Genomic DNA, 16,966 nt, shown 5'->3' with positions numbered 1-16,966 from the left:
GGGATAGCTTTTTCCAGAGCAAGGAAAACCGTAGCATGGCGCATATTGTTAGCCAGCTAACTAATCCTGCGAGAAGCCCATGCAAAACAAAGTCGATATTGCCGTGATGATCGGCAGTGGCGTACCCCAGACCCTGCGCGCGCTGGGCCAGAAAGCCTGTTGGGTCGTGCTGCTCAATGGCGAGCAGCGCGGCACCGCCTTCGCCAGCCGCGATGAGGCCGAGGAATGCAGAGCTGCCTGGCAGGTGCTGTTACGCCTGGAGCAGTCCGACAGCCTGCATTGAGCCGGTTACTGCGATTGGTGCAGGCGCTGGTTCAGCTCATCCACCGGGATGGCCCAGTCGGCGTCTTCGCGCAGTTCTTCCTTGAGAAACTGCGCCTGTTGCGGCGTCCAGAAGGGCGCATCGACCAGCTTCACGTTGTCGCTCAGCGGGTGCGCAACAATGAACGCATCGATGGCTTCGGGCGTTGAGTCCAGGCCCAATTGTTCAAATAGCGTTTCGAGCGTAGGTAGCGGCGCGTCCATTTGGTTCTCCATGCGGTTTTTTAAAGCAGTACCCATCGGAGGCCCGGGGCGCGCTAGAGTTCGATCAGATTGTCAGGAGGTGAGTGCGCCTGAATCTACGGCAGTCTTGAGCGCCAGGGCGGATTCTTTTCCGGCGATGGCAGCGGTGTCGAGTGTCTTGAACCAACGGTCTTTTTCCACCTGGTGCGTCGTGACAGTAGTCAGCGGCGGCTTGGCGCGCATCACGATCACCGCTTGAAACTCTCCGTCTACTTCCCTTGCGTCGCCATGGATAAAAAATTCGCCAATATCAAATTCCGTCACGTATAGCCTTCCCTTCGAGGTAACTAACTGCACTGATGAAACCTGGCCCCCACAAGGGCAAATTTCAATGGACGGGCCAGTATGGCAGTTGTTGAGGGGCGGCGGCGCAGTAAAGTCATCCGGGTGACGAAACGATACCGCGGTGCAGGGAGGCCTCCAGTCGTTTGGCCAGTTCGCAGGCTTGGATGTGATCGCTGCGAAAGCCTCTGATTCTTCCGCTGGTCACTTCAAGGATATGAAAGAAATTCCGGCCGGCCGGTACAACTTGGTAAAGAACTGAATTGGAGTACCCGTTAGGACTGTTCAAGCAGTAGTATTGGCGTTCGTCCTGACATGATGAACGAGTGCGGGAAGACGTGGCTTCGTATTGACGTCGTTGCATGGTCAGCTCCTGTCGATCGGTCTTGTTGACGCACCAGCAGCGTTACGGGTGGTTTTGCACCGTGTTGCTGTTTTAGTATTGTCGTCGGTAACCAGAATCTGGTTCCATATCAGGGTATTTTTGTTTGTATGAGTTGTCGGAAACTACGTTTTTAATAGGGTTATTCTCTGAAGCGGGTCAACCGGTATTCTCTGGTTAATGAACCTGTGATTTCCTGCGGTGCCTGATGAGCTTGCACAAAGCCCATCCTGTACGTATGTACTAGTCTCATGGCTCAGCGGCGGAATTTTCTTCAGTTTTTTTCAAAAATTGTGTTGTGTGAACGTGCCGAATTGGCCGTTTCTTTGTGCTGCCCGCTCTGGCGGACGGTGCTTTTTTCGATGTGGGGGCGTTTCCTTGGCAGTCAGTAATCTGGATATGCATGCGTTGTTTGTGTTGGGTGATTTGCGCGCAAAGTTGGTCAAGCAGTTTCAATCCCGTTTCGTTTACATCACTGAGCAGACGCCGGAAGGCATCTACATCGCCGAAATCGATACCGAAACAGCGATGGTGGTAGATGACAAGCCGCGTTTGGAGCTCAAAGTGGGTGACCATTTTCGTGCAGCGGTATTGCCCAGTCGTGAAGGCGGCAAGTTCGAACTCAAGTTTCGCGATATCAAGTTGACGGTGTATGGGCTGGGCGACTATGCCTTTGTTTCTTCGGCCGAGGGCCAGGGCATCGTATTCAAGGAAGGCCACAGCGTGATGCTGGTATTTGCAGCCAATGAACAGCTGCAAGAAGGCTTGACCAAGACCCTCAAGGCAGTGACCGGCAAGGCCGCCAAATGGCGCAAGGGCGAGTTGGTCACCTTCAAGGCCAGCGAATAATCTGCCAATACGACGAACACCTTTTATCTCCCGGAACCTCTACTACAGTTGAGTTGACTTAACTATTCAGGGGCTTCGCGCATAGGCAGCAAAGCCGTCCGCTGTTTGCTGCGATATTGCGAGGTGCAAGGGCATGAAAGGATTGAGAGCGCTGTTGGCTGCGTCGTTGACGACCCTGAGTCTGTCAGTGGCTTCACTGCCTGTTTCGGCTGCGCCAGCGCCGGTTCACTTTGCCGACTTGAACTGGGAAAGCGGCAGCCTGATCACCGAAATATTGCGAGTGATTGTCGAGAAGGGCTACGAACTGCCTACCGACACCTTGCCCGGCACCACCATCACGCTGGAAACCGCCCTGGCCAAGAACGACATCCAGGTCATCGGGGAGGAGTGGGCAGGACGCAGTCCGGTGTGGGTCAAGGCCGAAGCCGACGGCAAGGTGGTGGGCTTGGGCGATACGGTCAAAGGTGCCACCGAGGGGTGGTGGGTACCGGAATACGTGGTCAAGGGCGATCCCGCCAAGGGCATCAAGCCTCTGGCGCCGGACCTTAAAAGCGTGAAAGACCTGGTTCGTTACAAGGACGTGTTCAAAGACCCGGAATCCCCAGGCAAAGGACGCTTTCTCAACAGCCCCATCGGCTGGACCTCGGAAGTGGTCAACAAGCAGAAGCTCAAGGCTTACGGCCTGGACGACAGCTATGTGAACTTTCGCAGTGGTTCGGGTGCGGCACTGGATGCCGAAATCGCCTCGTCGATCCGCCGGGGCAAGCCGGTGCTGTTCTACTACTGGTCGCCGACGCCCTTGATGGGCCGCTATAAATTGATCCAGTTGCAAGAGCCTCCGTTCGACGCCGAGGCCTGGAAGACGCTGACCGATGCGGATAATCCTGATCCAAAGCCCACTCGGTCACTGGCGTCCAAGTTGAGTATCGGTGTGTCCGCGCCGTTCCAGAAGGAACATCCGCAGATTGCGGCTTTTTTCGAGAAGGTTGAGTTCCCGATCGACCCCTTGAACAAAGCCTTGGCGACCATGAGCGAGAACCACACACCGCCACGGGAAGTGGCTCAGGCGTTTATGAAAGAACATCCTGAGGTGTGGAAGGCCTGGTTGACCGAAGATGTGGCGCACAAGGTTGAGACCAGCCTGAAATGATCAGCAATGGGGGGGCGTGCCTCGATGGCGCTGTATCAGTCAATACACAGGTGACTGATACAGCGCCCCCTCCCACAGGTTGAGCTATTTGCCTGTCAGAGCCTGGTTTGGACCGCCACCTCAAAGGTTCTCGGCGAGCCGAGGTAGTAAGCCGGCGACACATGGGCAAACTCGGCATACACCTCATTGGTCAAGTTACGCACCCGGCCAGTCACCGAGGTGCGCGCATCCACTTTATAGCGCAGGAACGCACCGAACAGCGTGTAGATCGGTACGGTCAGCGTGTTAGCGTTATCCGCGTACACCTCGGCGACATACCGTGCATCCACGCCGCCTTGCCAGTCTTCGGCGAAATCATACGTCAGCCACAGATTCCCCACGCGCTTGGGCACGTTGGTCGGTGTATTGCCCTTGCGCGAAACCACGGCGCCGCTGGCGATTTTCTCGTTGAACGCGTCGTACTCGGCATCCACCCAGGCGAAGTTGCCCTCTGCCAGCAGCTTTGGTGTGATGCGTAGCGAACTGGCCAACTCAATGCCTTTGGACGACTGCGCGCCAACCGGGATGCTGTTGGTCGGGTCCTGCGGGTCGGTCACGGCAAAGTCTTTGCGTTCGATCCTGTAGGCGGCGACGGTGGCCGATCCACGACCGCCCAAGTAGTCGAACTTGCTGCCCACTTCCCACTGTTTGCCGGTCGATACATCGAACACCTGCGTGGTGGTATTCGGTTGCTCGGCGGCGGTGCTGTATTGCACGTACACCTGGGCCGATGGAATGAACTGGTAGGTCATGCCTACGCGGCCAGTCACCGGCTCCCAGCTGCGCTTGACGTGCCGTGGGTTGGCGGCCGTGACCACCCGGTGGTTGCTCACATCCAGGTCGATGGCGTCATAACGCAGGCCGGTGAGCAGCGCGAGTTTATCGGTGAGGCCCAGCCTGTTTTCCACGAACAGCGCCTTGGTGGTGACGTCATTGGTCTTGTCCTTACCGAACGTCTCCTGGGTTCGCGGGATGTCGTAGAAGTGCCCTGGGTTGAAGTTGTTCGGATCCACCGTGCTGGTGCCGGGCACATTCCAAGGCGTGTTGGTGGTGCTGTTGACCTTGTACTCGAAACCGCCGGACCAGGTGGTCGAGAGGCCGAATACGCTGGTGTCATGGCGCAGTTCGAACTGGTTGCCGTTCTGTTCGCCCTGATGGCGCACCTGGTAGGCCGTCGAGCGGTTCACCGCGCTGTTATTGGCGTTGTACTGATAGGTCTCCAGGTTGCGGTAGTCGCGTTGGCTGTCGAGGTGGTAGAGGGTGTTTTTCAGCGTGGTGCTGTCGTTGATCCGGTAATCAATGATCGAGCGAGCCCACAGCGTGCGCTGTTCATAACGACCGTCTGCCACGTTGTAGTTGTTGAAACGGTTGTGCGTGTCGATCTTCAGTTCGCCTGCCTTGGGGTTGAGCACCGGCGTGCCCCAATACGGGCTGTCTTCATGTTCGTCCTGATATTCCAGGGCCAGGGTGTGGGACAGGTCTGGGGTGAGGTCGCTGAGCAGGGAAAACGCCAAGCTCCAGGCATCGCGTTGAGCGCGGTCAATGTAACTGTGCTGGGTGTTGCGGCTGACATCCAGGCGCGCATAGTGCTGCACCTCGGCGCCCGGTTCGGTCAGGGCATGGTTCACACCGAAGGCCATGCCGGCGGTGTCATAGCTGCCATAAGTCAGTTGGCCTTCGGCGGCATGTTCCTCGCGGTTCGCCAACTTGGTGACGTAGTTGAGCGAACCGCCCACGGAGCCGGCTCCGTTGATCAGGGAGGAGGGGCCGCCGACCAGTTCCACTCGGTCATAGATCCACGCATCCACCGGCCGCGCCAGACCGGTGGCGACGTTGATCCCATTGAACATCTGGGTGATCTGGCTGCTGGTAAACCCACGATAAGACACAAAACCGCCAAACCCCGGCGGCGCACTGGCGTTGACGCCGGGCAGGGTGTTGGCCGCGTCGCGGAAGGTCTTGGCGCCGTGGCGCTCGATAGCGTTGCGATTGGCAATGGCCACCGACGCCGGGGTTTCCCGCACGCTTAGTCCCAAGCGCGAAGCCACGCCGCTGGATTGGTCCAGGGCCAGGCCGGGTTCGGCAATTGATTGGCCATCAATGGTGGTCGGGGCCAGCTCGATGGCCCAGGTGCAGACAGGCAGGCAGCCGAACAGGCCCGCCAACAGGGGTAAATGTTTCATGGGTGCATCCTGAAAAACTTGGCTTGAAAACAACGCACGGCCGTCCGTATTTCCCTGGGGAAACGGTGGTCAGTGCGGATCGGAAAGCAAAGGAATCAGGCGCAGGCAGGTGGCGCGCGCGGGTTGGCCGTGGGCCAGGTGAAGCGGGCAGGGATGTCAGCGGCGGCGACGATTGCTGGCGGTGGTGCGTGAGGTTGTGGCAGCACCGCCACATTCAGGCTGGAGCTGAGCGCCGGTCCCATGCCGCCGGTGGAACACAGCGGGCAACCAAATGCCTTGGACAGCGTGGGCAGGTTCTCTTCGGTGGGGTTGGTCGGCTTGGGCGCCTGGGTACGCGGGTCCACGGTACAGAACTGACCGCCGATGCCATTGAGCTGCATGCCCACCATCTGCCCGTGGCCAATACTGCAGGCGAACACATTGAACAGGACGCAGCAATACAGCATCCAGGCAATGAGCGAGCGGTCGGCACGGGCGAGTTTCATGGGGCGGCACTTTAGCACCAGCCGCCGACGAAATGCCTGCAAAAAATCCCTGGGCGACTATCCTGTTTCGCACCTTTGAGGGAGAGCCAGCCATGAGCTTTGTCATCGCACGCTGGATTGTCGGCATTTTTACCTGCATCAGTATGGTCCACCTGTACTGGGCCGCCGGTGGCAAACTCGGCAGCCTTGCGGCTATCCCCCAACTGCCCGGTGAATTCGCCCGTGGGCCACGCCCGGCGTTTAAACCGTCGGCATTGGGCGCTTTTTTGGTGGCGATGGGGCTGGTGGCGATCGCACTGTTGGTGTGCCTGCGCGCCGGGTTGTATTTCTCGCCGGTGTCCCATGGGGCGCTGCAATGGGGGATCAGTGCGATAGCGCTGGTGATGTTTGCCAGGGCGATTGGGGACTCGGAGCTGGTAGGGTTTTTCAAGAAGGTCGGCGGGTCGCGGTTTGCGAGGATGGACACGTGGTTTTATTCGCCATTGTGCCTGGTGTTGGGGGTGGGGTTGTTGGTGGTGGCGTGGGGGTGAAGGCCTGATCACCTTTCGCAAGCCCCGAAAAAACACGCTCAAATAAAAACTGCTCTCATCCTTGCCCGATTTCTGAACTTGGCCGTCATGGTTAATAGAACCTCTATTACCAGGATTTCCCATGTCGCGCCTCGCCCGTCCCTTGCATCCACTGGCCTTGTCAGTGGCGATGGCTTTTGCCGCCGTGCCGTTGCTGAACGTCCAGTCTGTCTTCGCCGAAGAAAGCAGCAGCGCGCTGCGCAGCTTCTCGATTCCCGCCGGTGACTTGAGCCAGGCGCTCAATAGTCTGGCCGAGCAGGCGGGGCTGGTGCTGGCATTTGATGCAAGCTTGACCCGAGGCAAGCGCAGCAATGGCGTGAGCGGGCAATACGACACTGACGTGGCCCTGAACCAACTGCTGGCCGGCACGGGTTTGCAAGCCTTGAAGATCTCCGCCGCCCGCTACCGCCTGGAAGCCATCCCGGATAACGGCGGCGCCCTGGAGTTGCAAGCCACCACCATCAGCGGCGCCTACCAGGCCGAAACCCCCACCGGACCGGTGTCCGGATATGTGGCGACGCGCAGTTTGTCGGGCACCAAGACCGACACCGCGCTGATCGAAACCCCGCAGTCGATCTCCATCGTCACCAAAGACCAGATGCGTGCGCAGAACGCCGAGAGCCTCAATCAGATCCTGCGCTACAGCGCTGCCGTGGTTCCGGAAACCCGTGGCGCTACCGCCTCGCGCCTGGACCAACTGACCATCCGTGGCTTCGCGCCGGCCACCTACCTCGATGGTCTGCGCATGCCATCGAGCCGTGATGCCTTGCCGCAAAAAGACGCCTTCGACCTGGAGCGCGTCGAAGTGCTGCGTGGCCCTGCGTCGGTGCTATACGGGCAGGGCACGCCGAGCGGGGTGATCAACATGGTCACCAAGCGTGCGCTGGACACACCGTTTCATGAAGTGGGCGTGGAATATGGCACCTTCAACAAGAAGCGCACCACCTTCGACCTGAGCGGGCCGATTGACGATCAGGGTGTGTACTCCTACCGCGTCGCCGGGCTGTTCGACGATGCCGATGGCCAGGTCGAACACACCGAGACCCGCCGTCAGTCGCTGTCCACGGCGTTCACCTGGCGCCCGGACGACGCCACGTCGCTGACCCTGCTCGGGCATTTCCAGAAGGACCCCAAAGGGGCGTCCTACGGTTCGGTGCCGGCCTGGGGCTCGGTGTTGCACAGCCCGACCGGGCGCAGCATCGATGTGGATTTCTATGACGGTGAAAAGAACTTCGAGAAGAGTGACCGCGAGTATTACTCCATCGGCTATGCCTTCGAGCACCACTTCGACGATGTCTGGACCGTGCGCCAGAACGCCCGTTACCTGCGCAGCGAGGGCCAGTACCGAAGCCTCTACAGCAACTACCTGCTGACGGATTATCGGACCATCCGCCGTTCGACCATCGCCACCGACGTGGACATGGACGCCTATACCCTCGACAACCAGGTGCAGGCCAAATTCGACACCGGCCCGTTGCAGCACACCTTGTTGATGGGGCTCGATTATCAGAACACCAGCACCGACACCCTGTCCGGCTCAGGCACCTACACCGCCGGGCCGACCCTGGACATTTTCAACCCGGTCTATGGCGCGGCCGTTGCGGTACCTGCGTACACCTCCGACGCTACGTCGCGCAGCGAGCAGACCGGCGTTTACCTGCAAGAGCAGATGAAGTGGGACAAGTGGGTGTTGTTGCTGGGCGGTCGCTATGACTGGGCCAGCACCGACAGCACCACCAAGACCCTGCGCACGGGCGTCAAGAGCCAATCCTCGCTGGACAGCAAAGCCTTCACCGGCCGTATTGGCCTGGTCTATCTCTTTGATAATGGCTTGGCGCCGTATGCCAGCTACTCGGAATCCTTCAACCCGCAATCGGGCACCGGGTATGGCGGCTCGGTGTTCAAGCCGACTGAAGGCAAGCAGTATGAAATCGGCATCAAGTACCAGCCGCCGGGCAGCAACAGCTTTATCACCGCAGCGATCTTTGACCTGCGCCAGAGCAATGTACTGACCACCGACCCGGACCCCACGCACCTGTGCGGCACCGGTCGCTGCCAGAGCCAGGACGGTGAAGTGCAATCGCGTGGGTTTGAACTGGAAGGCAAGGCCAGCCTCAATGACAACCTGGACATCACCGCGGCCTATGCGTACCTGGATAACCGCATCAGCAAGTCCAACAACACCGTGCGCTATGCGCCCATCAGCGACATCGGCGTAGGCCCGGCCATCAATGCCGAAGGCACCACCACTTATGCGGTGCCGCGTCACACCGCGTCGGCGTGGGCGGACTACACCTTCCACGACGGCAACCTCAAGGGCTTTGGTGCCGGTGCCGGTGCGCGTTATGTCGGCTCATCTTGGGGCGACACGGCCAACACGCTGAAAGTACCGGGCTACACCTTGTTCGATGCGGCGGTGCACTACGACATCCAGAATATCGTCAACCTCAAGGACAACCTGCGCCTGGCGCTTAACGCTACCAACCTGGCGAACAAAGAGTACGTCGCGTCGTGCTACTCGTACTCATGGTGCTGGTATGGCTCGCAACGTACGGTGCAGGCGAGTGCCACCTACCAGTGGTAAGTACCTAGACCTCTGTAGTGAGCCCGCTCGCCACAGTCACCGATAAGGCAATTTAGTGGCCCATTTGTAACAAAATCCTCGCCAGAATCGCGTTTATTTTCAGGCGGTTAGGTGGGGATGCAAATGCGCAATGTTGGAATCATGCTGATCGCCTGCACCCTGGCAGGCGGCGCAGCAGCTGTGCAGGCACGGGAGCTGCGCGAGGGTGACAAGTACATGTGCAGTTGGGGCGCCGGCACCGCCGCCAGGGCCCAGGAGCTCAAGCTGTCGGGGGTGTCGCTGTACGCCGCGCGGCAGAAGATCCAGACGCTCAAGTTCAACAAGTCGTGGATGCGCATGATGGCCATGGGTATCACCGAGCAGACCTACGACAGCCGTTCACGCCTCAAGCCCGAGGCAATCCGCCAGAGCTTCTATCAGGACTGCGTACGCTACAAAGTGGCGCGCAAATGATCTGGCTTACCGAGACAGCGGCGAGCCGGCATCTTCCTGGAAAAAACCTTCGCCGTTTCAATAAACCGTCGATTGGCCTGGGACAGGTACTCAGTGGCGCGCCAACATAGGTTGAAGTGCATGAATTGCGCCGGCTCGAAAGACACACCGGCCACCCCCAGCTCATCTTCCAACCGGCTGACCGCCCAGGCGTTGGGCCTGGCGGTAACATTGGTGACGGCGATGCAGGTGATCCGCATGCGCTTGATCCAGGCCGCGTGCCTGCCGTTGTATCGTCTGTTGAACCAAGTGCCTGACGAGCAGCCTTTAAAGCGTGCTGCCTTGTGGTAATTAATAACCCTTTTTTATAAGTGGAGATGTGCGCGTTAGTTGCACCAAAAAGTGGCACTTATATCCCGGGCCACCTTAAAAAACATGTGGTTATTGAAGGACTTAGAACACTTTTAATCCGACGAAAGGATTAAAATAATCTTGTTGCGCGTTTTGACAATCGTTACTATAGCCGGGCGTTCACCTCCCACGGTTTATGCATTTTTAAATCCCAAGTTTCCATCAGCTACTTGGGATTTTTTTTGCCTGCGATTTGACTTTCGCGTCAAATTTCACTCGCGCTGAATTCCGCGCGCATCCGCCCGTTGCGTTTGGCCTGGTACAGCAACTTGTCGACATCCTCGACAAAGTCCAGCATCGCGCCGCCAGGGCTAACAATGCGCGTACCCACGCCCAGGCTAAGGGTCAGCAGGTTCGATACCGCAGAAAAACCATGCTCGATCTGCTGCTGGCAGACCAAGTGCAGGCAGCGTTGCGCCACTTGCCTGGCAGACGCTGCGTCGGTTTCCGGCAGCAACCAGACAAACTCTTCACCGCCGATACGTGCAATGAAGTCCCTGGGGCGGTTGGCCGCCAGCGACAGGGTGCCTGCCACTTGGCGCAGGCATTCGTCGCCCTTGATATGGCCGTAGTGATCGTTGTACTGCTTGAAAAAATCGATATCCAGGATGATCAGCGACAGGGGCAACTGACTGCGCAACGCGCTGCACCATTCGCGCTCAAGCACGGTGTCGAACATGCGCCGGTTGGCGATGCCGGTGAGGCCGTCCTGGTAGGAATATTCCTCGAGTTGCTTTTGCAGGCGGACCAGGTGTTCTTCGGTTTTCTTGCGCTCACTGATATCGAACATGAAGCCGATCAGTGCTTGCACTTCGCCGTCCTTGCGCACCACGTGCACCACATCACGAATCCATACATAGTCGCCGTTCACTGTCAGTGCTCGGTAATCCGCCTCGTGGTCCACGCCGGCGCGTGATTGCGATACGCAGAAATTCACCACGTATTCACGGTCATCCGGGTGCATGCGTTCTACCCAGTCGTCTACCGTAACCCAGCTTTGCGGGGTCCAGCCCAGCAATGCCTCGATCTGCGGCCCTATGTAGCTGAAGGTCATGGTCTGCCAATCAATGCGCCAGGGGATGGCCTTGGTCGACTCCAGCAGTGTTCGGTACACGTCACTGTCGGGCTGGCTCGGAGGGGCGATGCTCATGGGGAATGCTCGGGATGGTGGCGATTAGCCAAGAGCCTCTTTTGAACGGTGCCCCGAGTCAAGCGCCAGCCGGGGCAGCAGACGAGAGGTCGTGGTGCGTGCGTTACCACGGGCGAGGCCCGGAGCGGGGTACTGAGCGTGACTTCAATCATCGACCTCGATCGCATCATGGCCTCTGGCTTTCTGCCGCGTTCGTCAAATCCTTTGTCGAACGGCAGGCTGTAAATGGCTTGGTGAAACGAGGGTTGGCAGAGCGCTGAACTACAGGCGACGCAGGAAGGATTTGACGATGTGCTTGGTGGCGTCGGTGGCGTCCAGTTGGTCCAGGGCAGCATAGGCGTGCCACTGGCAGTCGACGATTTCGTTGCACGGCCGGGCTTCGTCGATATTGATCACGGAGGCCTCAAACACATGATGGAGCGTGTCCCGCGCCTTGAGCTCCTGCAAGTACAGCAAGCCGTCCACGTTCAACCCGGTTTCTTCTTCCAGCTCGCGTTCGGCGGCGCCCACCGGGCGTTCGTCGCGCTCGACCTTGCCCCCTGGCAAGGCCCATTTGGATCTGCTTTTGCGCACGAAGAGGATATGCCCCTCGTGTTCGCAAATGACTGTTGCCCTGATTTTCATCGTCTGTGCCCCCGCAGCGGGATGAATGTCATAAAAGTGTAATGCAATTGTCATGCTAAGTGGTTATGGCGTGTCGCGACGGGTATGTGGATACTGCCCGACTGAACAAAACGCACGAGGGAAACAGATGAGCACCGTACGCTGGGGGATGATCGGCTGTGGCAGTGTTACTGAACTGAAGAGTGGACCCGCTTTCTACAAAGCGCCAGGTTCGGCCCTGGTGGCCGTGATGGGGCGCCGTGAAGCGGCCGTGCGCGATTACGCGGCACGTCATGGCATTGCCCGCTACTTTACCGACGCCCAGGCGCTGATCAACGACCCCGAAGTGGACGCGGTGTATATCGCCACGCCACCCGACAGCCATTTGGAATACAGCTTGATGGTGGCGGCGGCCGGCAAGCATTGCTGCGTCGAAAAACCCATGTCGCTCAACGCCGAGCAAAGCGCGTTGATGCAACGCACGTTCGAGCGTGCTGGGCTGCACCTGTTCGTGTCCTACTACCGGCGCTCGCTGCCACGTTTCCAGCAAGTGCGCGACTGGCTGCGGGATGGGCGCATCGGCGAGCTGCGCCACCTCACCTGGACCCTGTGCAAACCGCCAGGTGCCGAAGACGCAAGCAGCGCAAACTGGCGCACCGACCCGCTGATTGCCGGCGGTGGCTACTTTGCCGATTTGGCCAGTCATGGGTTTGATCTGTTCCAGTACCTGGCCGGCGATATCGTCGAAGTCTCGGGCTTTACTGCCCGCCAGGCCGGGCGCTATGCGGCTGAAGATGCGGTGACAGCCTGCTGGACGTTCAGCTGCGGCGCGTTGGGCATGGGCTGCTGGAACTTTGTCGCCGACCGCCGCGAGGATCGGGTCGAGTTGATCGGCAGTCGCGGGCGCATCCAGTTCTCGGTCTTCGAAGACCAGCCGCTGCACCTTGAAGGCGAGACCCATGAAGTGCTGGACGTGCCGTGCCATGCGCATATCCAGTGGCACCACGTGTTGGCCATGAACGCCCATATTCGCGGTGAAGCCGAGCACCCTTCGCTGGCGATCGAGGCATTAAAGACCGACCGGATTCTGGACAAGGTGCTGCAACGCAACCCCCATCATCCAGGCTAGACGCGATAAACCTGTTTTTTTTCAAGGAATAGACGGATGAGATACTGGATGGCGTTGTGCCTTGTGTTTGCTATGGGCGCAGTGGCGGCCCCGCGGAGTCAGGGCACGCCTGGGGAGTTTGACTACTACGTGTTGTCGTTGTCCTGGTCGCCGACGTTTTGCCTGACGCACCCGGATAACGAGCAATGTTCGGGCAAGGGTTATGGTTTTGTGCTGCACGGTCTATGGCCGCAGTACGCGAAAGGCGGGTGGCCAGCGTCCTGTGAGCCCCAGTCGCGCTTGACCCGCGAAGAAATGGACAAGGGCGCCGCACTGTTTCCCACGCGCTCATTGCTCAAGCACGAGTGGGTCAAACATGGCACCTGCACGGGACTTGAGCCGTTGGCCTACCTGGACAAGACCGATGCCGCCTTGGGCGTGGTGGTCATTCCTGGGCAATTGCAGCCCTTCAATACGCCGCCGTCGTTACCGGCCCGTGAAATCGAGGCGTTGTTTCGCGAAAGCAACCCGCGCCTGGGCAATCATGGCCTGGCGGTGATCTGCAAAGGCAAGGTGCTGTCAGAAGTGCGCGTGTGCCTGACCAAGGACCTGGCATTCGCCGGCTGCCCGCGCAGCGTGAAAACCCAATGTCGCGAGGGGGATATCCGCATTCCTGCGCAGCGCTAAGGCAGCATTGCCAGCCGGGAGCGCTCGTCAAGATCTTCGGCCAATTGCGCCAATGTCACCTTGCCCAGGCGCTGGGGCCCGCGTGTGTTGCATTGCCCGTACTGCCACGGTTATGAGCTGGATCATGGTCGCATTGGGTAGCTGCAAGCAAAGGAGGCGCTAGACTGTAGAAGACCGCCTCCCAGTGGTGAGCGGGCTTCGGCCCCGTCCGGTGTATGGGGGTCTTCCAGGAGGAGACGCACCGTGACTACCGACTTCGAGAGCAAGACCACTTTTCAAGGCCTGACCTTCAAGCTGTACCGTGGGGAAGGCGCTGCATTGCTGGCGTTCGACCTTGCGCCCGACCTCGCCACCTTTGACTTCGTTGGCTTCAGCATTGAGGTGCGCTACCCCGGTGCCAGCCACTGGGGTGTGTTGCACAACCGCCTGCATTTCGACTACCCGCCGACGCCTGCGCGGCCGCGCAGCTTTCCTTCCACCGAGGCGCCGTTCCAGAAATTCCGCTGGATCCATGTGCCCAGCGAGATCCTTGCCGGGGTGTATCGCTACCGTGTCACGGCCTGCTACATGAGCGCCGACGGTACCCTGCGCAAGGGCGTCGGCGTGGAAGGCCAGGTCAGCCTCGAAGCCCAGACCCTGAACAACTTCGTGAATATCGGCTTTACCCGAGGCTTCGCGTCGTCCCAGGCGTATGGCGATCGTTTTGCCAATGAAACACGCATCCTGCCGCCGGCAGGCTCCGCACCCAAGGCCTATCTGGACCTGGACATGAGGCCCTTTGAAGCCAATTACCAATGGCTGGGTTTCGAGGCGCGGCAACTGATTCTACAAGTGCTCGACCAAGTGGCGAATGACCCTGAGTTGACCCTTGACGCGCTGATCTACGAAAGCAAGGAGCCGGACATTCTGCGTCGCCTGGAACAGCTCGGCCCACGCCTGCGGGTGATCATCGACGACCATGGCGAGCAGGGCGCCGCCGACAGTTGCGAAAGCCTCAGCGCTGCGCGCCTGGCGGCTGCCGGGGCGCAGGTCAAGCGCCTGCATTTCTCCAGCCAGCAACACAACAAAGTGTTGATCGTACGCCGCGCAGGCCAGGCGATCCGGGTGCTGGGCGGCTCCACTAACTTTGCCCTGCGTGGCCTGTATATCCAGGCCAATAACGTGCTGTTGTTCGACGACACGACGGTGGCCGGCAAGTTTGCGCAGGTGTTCGAGGCTTACTGGACCGCGCCCGCGACCTTTCGCAAGCATCCGCTGGCGCAACAATGGTGGGTAGTGCGCGACCAGCCCGGTTCCAAGGTTTCGCTGTGCTTTGCTCCCCATGCCGACAGTGCGTTGTCCCTTGACCCCATCGCTGCCAGCATCGAGCAGGCCACCAGTTCGGTGCTTTATTCCATCGTGTTCCTCAGCCAGATCAGCGGCAAAGTGCGCAGTGCGCTGGATGAGTTGATGCAGCGTGCGCTGTTTTCCTACGGCGTGGCGCAGCGCACCGGCAAGCTGGCAGTGCGCAAGCCGGATGGTTCGGTGGGGTTGTTACCGTTCGCCTACCTGGCGGGCAATGCGCCGGCGCCGTTCAAGGAGGAATGGTCGGGCAATGCCGGGAACATGGTGCACAACAAGTTTGTGGTCACCGATTTCAACGGTGCCAACCCCACGGTGTACACGGGCTCATCCAACCTGGCCGGGGGCGGGGAGAAGAACAACGGCGACCACCTGATTCGTATCGAAGACCGCAAGATCGCCGTGGTCTATGCCATCGAGGCATTGCGCCTGTTCGATCATTTGCACTTTCGCGTCAACGCGAAAAAGCCCGGTGCGCTGCAAACCCTGCGCCTGGCGAAGCCGCCGGCGGCGGGCGAGAAAACCTGGTTCGACGCCTACTATCGCCCAGGGCATGTGAAAGCCCGGGACCGTGAGTTGTTCGTGAAGTAGGCGAGCCGTCGGCCCAGGGTGATTTTGTTCAATACCGTTCTGGCCTGGCCTTATACCGTGGTGCCCTCTTTATGCTTAACCATGAAAAGGGAACTGCAATGAGCTTGATTATTTCCATGGCTGCCTTCGCCCTGGCCACCTCCATCACGCCCGGACCGGTCAATGTGGTGGCGCTGAGTTCAGGTGCGCGCTTCGGGTTTGTCGCCAGCCAGAAACACGTGTTCGGCGCCGCCGTCGGCTTCACCGTGTTGCTGGTGCTGATTGGCCTGGGCCTGCATGAAGTGCTGGTGCGCTGGCCGATCCTCACCCAGTTGATCCAATGGGGCGGGGTCGCCTTTTTGCTCTACATGGCCTGGAAACTGGCCGTCGATGATGGTCGCCTGGACGCCGAGGGCACGGCCACGGCCCCGTCGATGCTCTATGGCGCGATCATGCAATGGCTCAACCCCAAGGCCTGGCTGGCCTGCGTCGCGGGAATGGGGCTGTTTGTGGCGGATGGCGACGCGGGCCAGGTGTGGCTGTTTGCAAGCCTCTACCTGGTGATCTGCTACCTGTCGGTGGCGTGCTGGGCCTATGCGGGCACCTTCCTGCGCCGCTACTTGAGCAACCCCCAGGGCGTGCGCGTATTCAACCGCTCAATGGCCGCGTTGCTGGTGGCCAGTGTGGGTTATTTGCTGATGGCTTGAGCCGGTCGCGGTATTGGCCTGGCGTGGCGGCGAAATGCAGTTTGAAGGCGCGCTGGAAATGCGCCTGGTCGGCAAAGCCTGCGGCCAAGGCGACATTGGCGATCAGCTCACCGTTACGCAATTGGGTGCGGGCGAACTGGATGCGCTGGTTCACCAGGAAAGCATGGGGCGTGAACCCGTAATACTGCTTGAATGCACGGATCAGGTACGACGGCGACAGCTCGGCCGCGAGGCAAATATCTTCCAGTTTCAAGGCGTCGGTGCAGTGTTCGCGGATATAGTCAGCAGCCCGTTCCAGCTTGTGGTTCACCTCACGCAGGGGCGTGAGTGACGGGTTCAGGCGCTGCTGCACGTCGCTGAAAAAACTCACCAGTGCGCTCTGCTTTTGCAGCAACTCGGCCTGTTCATCCACCAGCGTCCGGTACAGCGCCAGCAAGCCGCGGTACAGCAGCGGGTCGCGGGTGTGGGGCGTGTTGAATGCCCGGTAACCCTGGTCGGTACTGAAACCCAATTGGTATTGCAGGTCGGTCAGCCACGGCGTATCGAGGTAGAGCATGTGGTAGGACCAATGCTCGTTGTCGATGGGATTACAGGCATGCACATCGCCGGGGTTCATCAACACCACCGTGCCGGCACTGATTTGAAAGGTCTCGGCGCCGTAGTGGTAATAGCTGCGCCCTTGGATGATCGCACCGATGGAAAAATGCTCATGGGCGTGACGGGTGTATGTGACCTTGCGCCCGTCGGCGATGGTCCGCGCTTCGACAAAGGCCAATGCCGGGTCACGCCAGAAAAGTGGTGCGGTAGCAGCGGTCATATGGGCAGGCGCTCCCTGGCGGCGATCAAATGAGCAGGGGAGCAGCCTTATAC

At 59.5% G+C, this 16,966-nt stretch carries 18 protein-coding genes and 1 pseudogene; 11 read left to right on the top strand and 8 right to left on the bottom strand.

The window, feature by feature from the left end; genetic code table 11:
• Positions 1 to 79 precede the first annotated feature (79 nt).
• Positions 80 to 283, top strand: coding sequence for a hypothetical protein (locus PspS35_RS16440; RefSeq protein WP_159935793.1), 204 nt, complete (start codon positions 80 to 82; stop codon positions 281 to 283).
• Positions 284 to 288: 5 nt separating this feature from the next.
• Here PspS35_RS16440 and PspS35_RS16435 read toward each other — a convergent pair whose 3' ends face one another.
• Positions 289 to 525: a DUF2789 domain-containing protein gene (locus PspS35_RS16435; RefSeq protein WP_159935792.1), complete on the bottom strand. Its 237-nt coding sequence runs from the start codon at positions 523 to 525 to the stop codon at positions 289 to 291.
• 72 nt (positions 526 to 597) lie between these two features.
• Complete coding sequence (locus tag PspS35_RS16430) at positions 598 to 828, bottom strand: hypothetical protein (RefSeq protein ID WP_099585108.1); 231 nt, start codon at positions 826 to 828, stop codon at positions 598 to 600.
• A 799-nt stretch (positions 829 to 1,627) separates the two neighbouring features.
• Here PspS35_RS16430 and PspS35_RS16425 point away from each other — a divergent pair.
• Both PspS35_RS16425 and PspS35_RS16420 read left to right on the top strand, forming a co-directional pair.
• Positions 1,628 to 2,077 (top strand): hypothetical protein, encoded by a 450-nt coding sequence (locus PspS35_RS16425; RefSeq protein ID WP_174244875.1) that lies wholly within the window; start codon positions 1,628 to 1,630, stop codon positions 2,075 to 2,077.
• Positions 2,078 to 2,210: 133 nt separating this feature from the next.
• Complete coding sequence (locus PspS35_RS16420) at positions 2,211 to 3,227, top strand: ABC transporter substrate-binding protein (RefSeq protein ID WP_159935790.1); 1,017 nt, start codon at positions 2,211 to 2,213, stop codon at positions 3,225 to 3,227.
• A gap of 95 nt (positions 3,228 to 3,322) precedes the next feature.
• On the opposite strand, the gene PspS35_RS16415 is transcribed toward PspS35_RS16420, so the two are convergent.
• Together PspS35_RS16415 and PspS35_RS16410 are read right to left on the bottom strand one after the other, a co-directional pair.
• Positions 3,323 to 5,449, bottom strand: a complete 2,127-nt coding sequence (locus PspS35_RS16415; RefSeq protein WP_159935789.1) for a TonB-dependent receptor — start codon at positions 5,447 to 5,449, stop codon at positions 3,323 to 3,325.
• Between the two features lie 95 nt (positions 5,450 to 5,544).
• Positions 5,545 to 5,934, bottom strand: a complete 390-nt coding sequence (locus tag PspS35_RS16410) for a DUF2946 domain-containing protein (RefSeq protein WP_159935788.1) — start codon at positions 5,932 to 5,934, stop codon at positions 5,545 to 5,547.
• A 92-nt stretch (positions 5,935 to 6,026) separates the two neighbouring features.
• On the opposite strand from PspS35_RS16410, the gene PspS35_RS16405 reads away from it, so the two are divergent.
• From PspS35_RS16405 to PspS35_RS16395, 3 genes are all read left to right on the top strand, one after another.
• Positions 6,027 to 6,464 (top strand): DUF3995 domain-containing protein, encoded by a 438-nt coding sequence (locus PspS35_RS16405; protein ID WP_159935787.1) that lies wholly within the window; start codon positions 6,027 to 6,029, stop codon positions 6,462 to 6,464.
• Between the two features lie 121 nt (positions 6,465 to 6,585).
• Complete coding sequence (locus PspS35_RS16400) at positions 6,586 to 9,087, top strand: TonB-dependent siderophore receptor (protein WP_159935786.1); 2,502 nt, start codon at positions 6,586 to 6,588, stop codon at positions 9,085 to 9,087.
• Positions 9,088 to 9,210: 123 nt separating this feature from the next.
• Complete coding sequence (locus PspS35_RS16395; RefSeq protein ID WP_159935785.1) at positions 9,211 to 9,540, top strand: hypothetical protein; 330 nt, start codon at positions 9,211 to 9,213, stop codon at positions 9,538 to 9,540.
• Between the two features lie 6 nt (positions 9,541 to 9,546).
• Here the strand turns inward: PspS35_RS16395 and PspS35_RS30605 are convergent.
• A pseudogene (locus PspS35_RS30605) lies at positions 9,547 to 9,698 on the bottom strand (LysR family transcriptional regulator); the annotation flags it as partial.
• Between PspS35_RS30605 and PspS35_RS16390 the strand changes: the two are divergent.
• On the top strand, positions 9,661 to 9,870 hold the full coding sequence (locus PspS35_RS16390; protein WP_238785875.1) for an AbrB family transcriptional regulator: 210 nt from the start codon (positions 9,661 to 9,663) through the stop codon (positions 9,868 to 9,870). The pseudogene PspS35_RS30605 and the gene PspS35_RS16390 sit on opposite strands and share 38 nt — an antisense overlap.
• A gap of 265 nt (positions 9,871 to 10,135) precedes the next feature.
• On the opposite strand, the gene PspS35_RS16385 is transcribed toward PspS35_RS16390, so the two are convergent.
• Positions 10,136 to 11,080, bottom strand: coding sequence for a sensor domain-containing diguanylate cyclase (locus PspS35_RS16385; protein WP_159935784.1), 945 nt, complete (start codon positions 11,078 to 11,080; stop codon positions 10,136 to 10,138).
• A 261-nt stretch (positions 11,081 to 11,341) separates the two neighbouring features.
• On the bottom strand, positions 11,342 to 11,704 hold the full coding sequence (locus PspS35_RS16380) for an NUDIX domain-containing protein (RefSeq protein ID WP_159935783.1): 363 nt from the start codon (positions 11,702 to 11,704) through the stop codon (positions 11,342 to 11,344).
• Between the two features lie 127 nt (positions 11,705 to 11,831).
• Here PspS35_RS16380 and PspS35_RS16375 point away from each other — a divergent pair, with 127 nt between their 5' ends.
• From PspS35_RS16375 to PspS35_RS16360, 4 genes are all read left to right on the top strand, one after another.
• A complete protein-coding gene (locus tag PspS35_RS16375; protein WP_159935782.1) occupies positions 11,832 to 12,812 on the top strand; it encodes a Gfo/Idh/MocA family oxidoreductase in 981 nt (326 codons plus the stop codon).
• Between the two features lie 36 nt (positions 12,813 to 12,848).
• Positions 12,849 to 13,478, top strand: a complete 630-nt coding sequence (locus PspS35_RS16370; RefSeq protein ID WP_159935781.1) for a ribonuclease T2 — start codon at positions 12,849 to 12,851, stop codon at positions 13,476 to 13,478.
• Between the two features lie 243 nt (positions 13,479 to 13,721).
• The gene (locus tag PspS35_RS16365) at positions 13,722 to 15,410 is read left to right on the top strand and encodes a phospholipase D-like domain-containing protein (RefSeq protein WP_159935780.1); all 1,689 of its coding nucleotides are present in this window, start codon (positions 13,722 to 13,724) and stop codon (positions 15,408 to 15,410) included.
• Positions 15,411 to 15,508: 98 nt separating this feature from the next.
• Positions 15,509 to 16,096, top strand: a complete 588-nt coding sequence (locus PspS35_RS16360; protein WP_159935779.1) for a LysE family translocator — start codon at positions 15,509 to 15,511, stop codon at positions 16,094 to 16,096.
• Here the strand turns inward: PspS35_RS16360 and PspS35_RS16355 are convergent.
• Positions 16,038 to 16,913, bottom strand: coding sequence for an AraC family transcriptional regulator (locus tag PspS35_RS16355; protein ID WP_159935778.1), 876 nt, complete (start codon positions 16,911 to 16,913; stop codon positions 16,038 to 16,040). The two genes, PspS35_RS16360 and PspS35_RS16355, sit on opposite strands and share 59 nt — an antisense overlap.
• Positions 16,914 to 16,966 lie beyond the last annotated feature (53 nt).

This window comes from Pseudomonas sp. S35, from assembly GCF_009866765.1.
Classification (GTDB): domain Bacteria; phylum Pseudomonadota; class Gammaproteobacteria; order Pseudomonadales; family Pseudomonadaceae; genus Aquipseudomonas.
The sequence above is the reverse complement of the archived record's forward strand: the minus strand, read 5'-3'. Positions and strand labels throughout refer to the sequence as shown.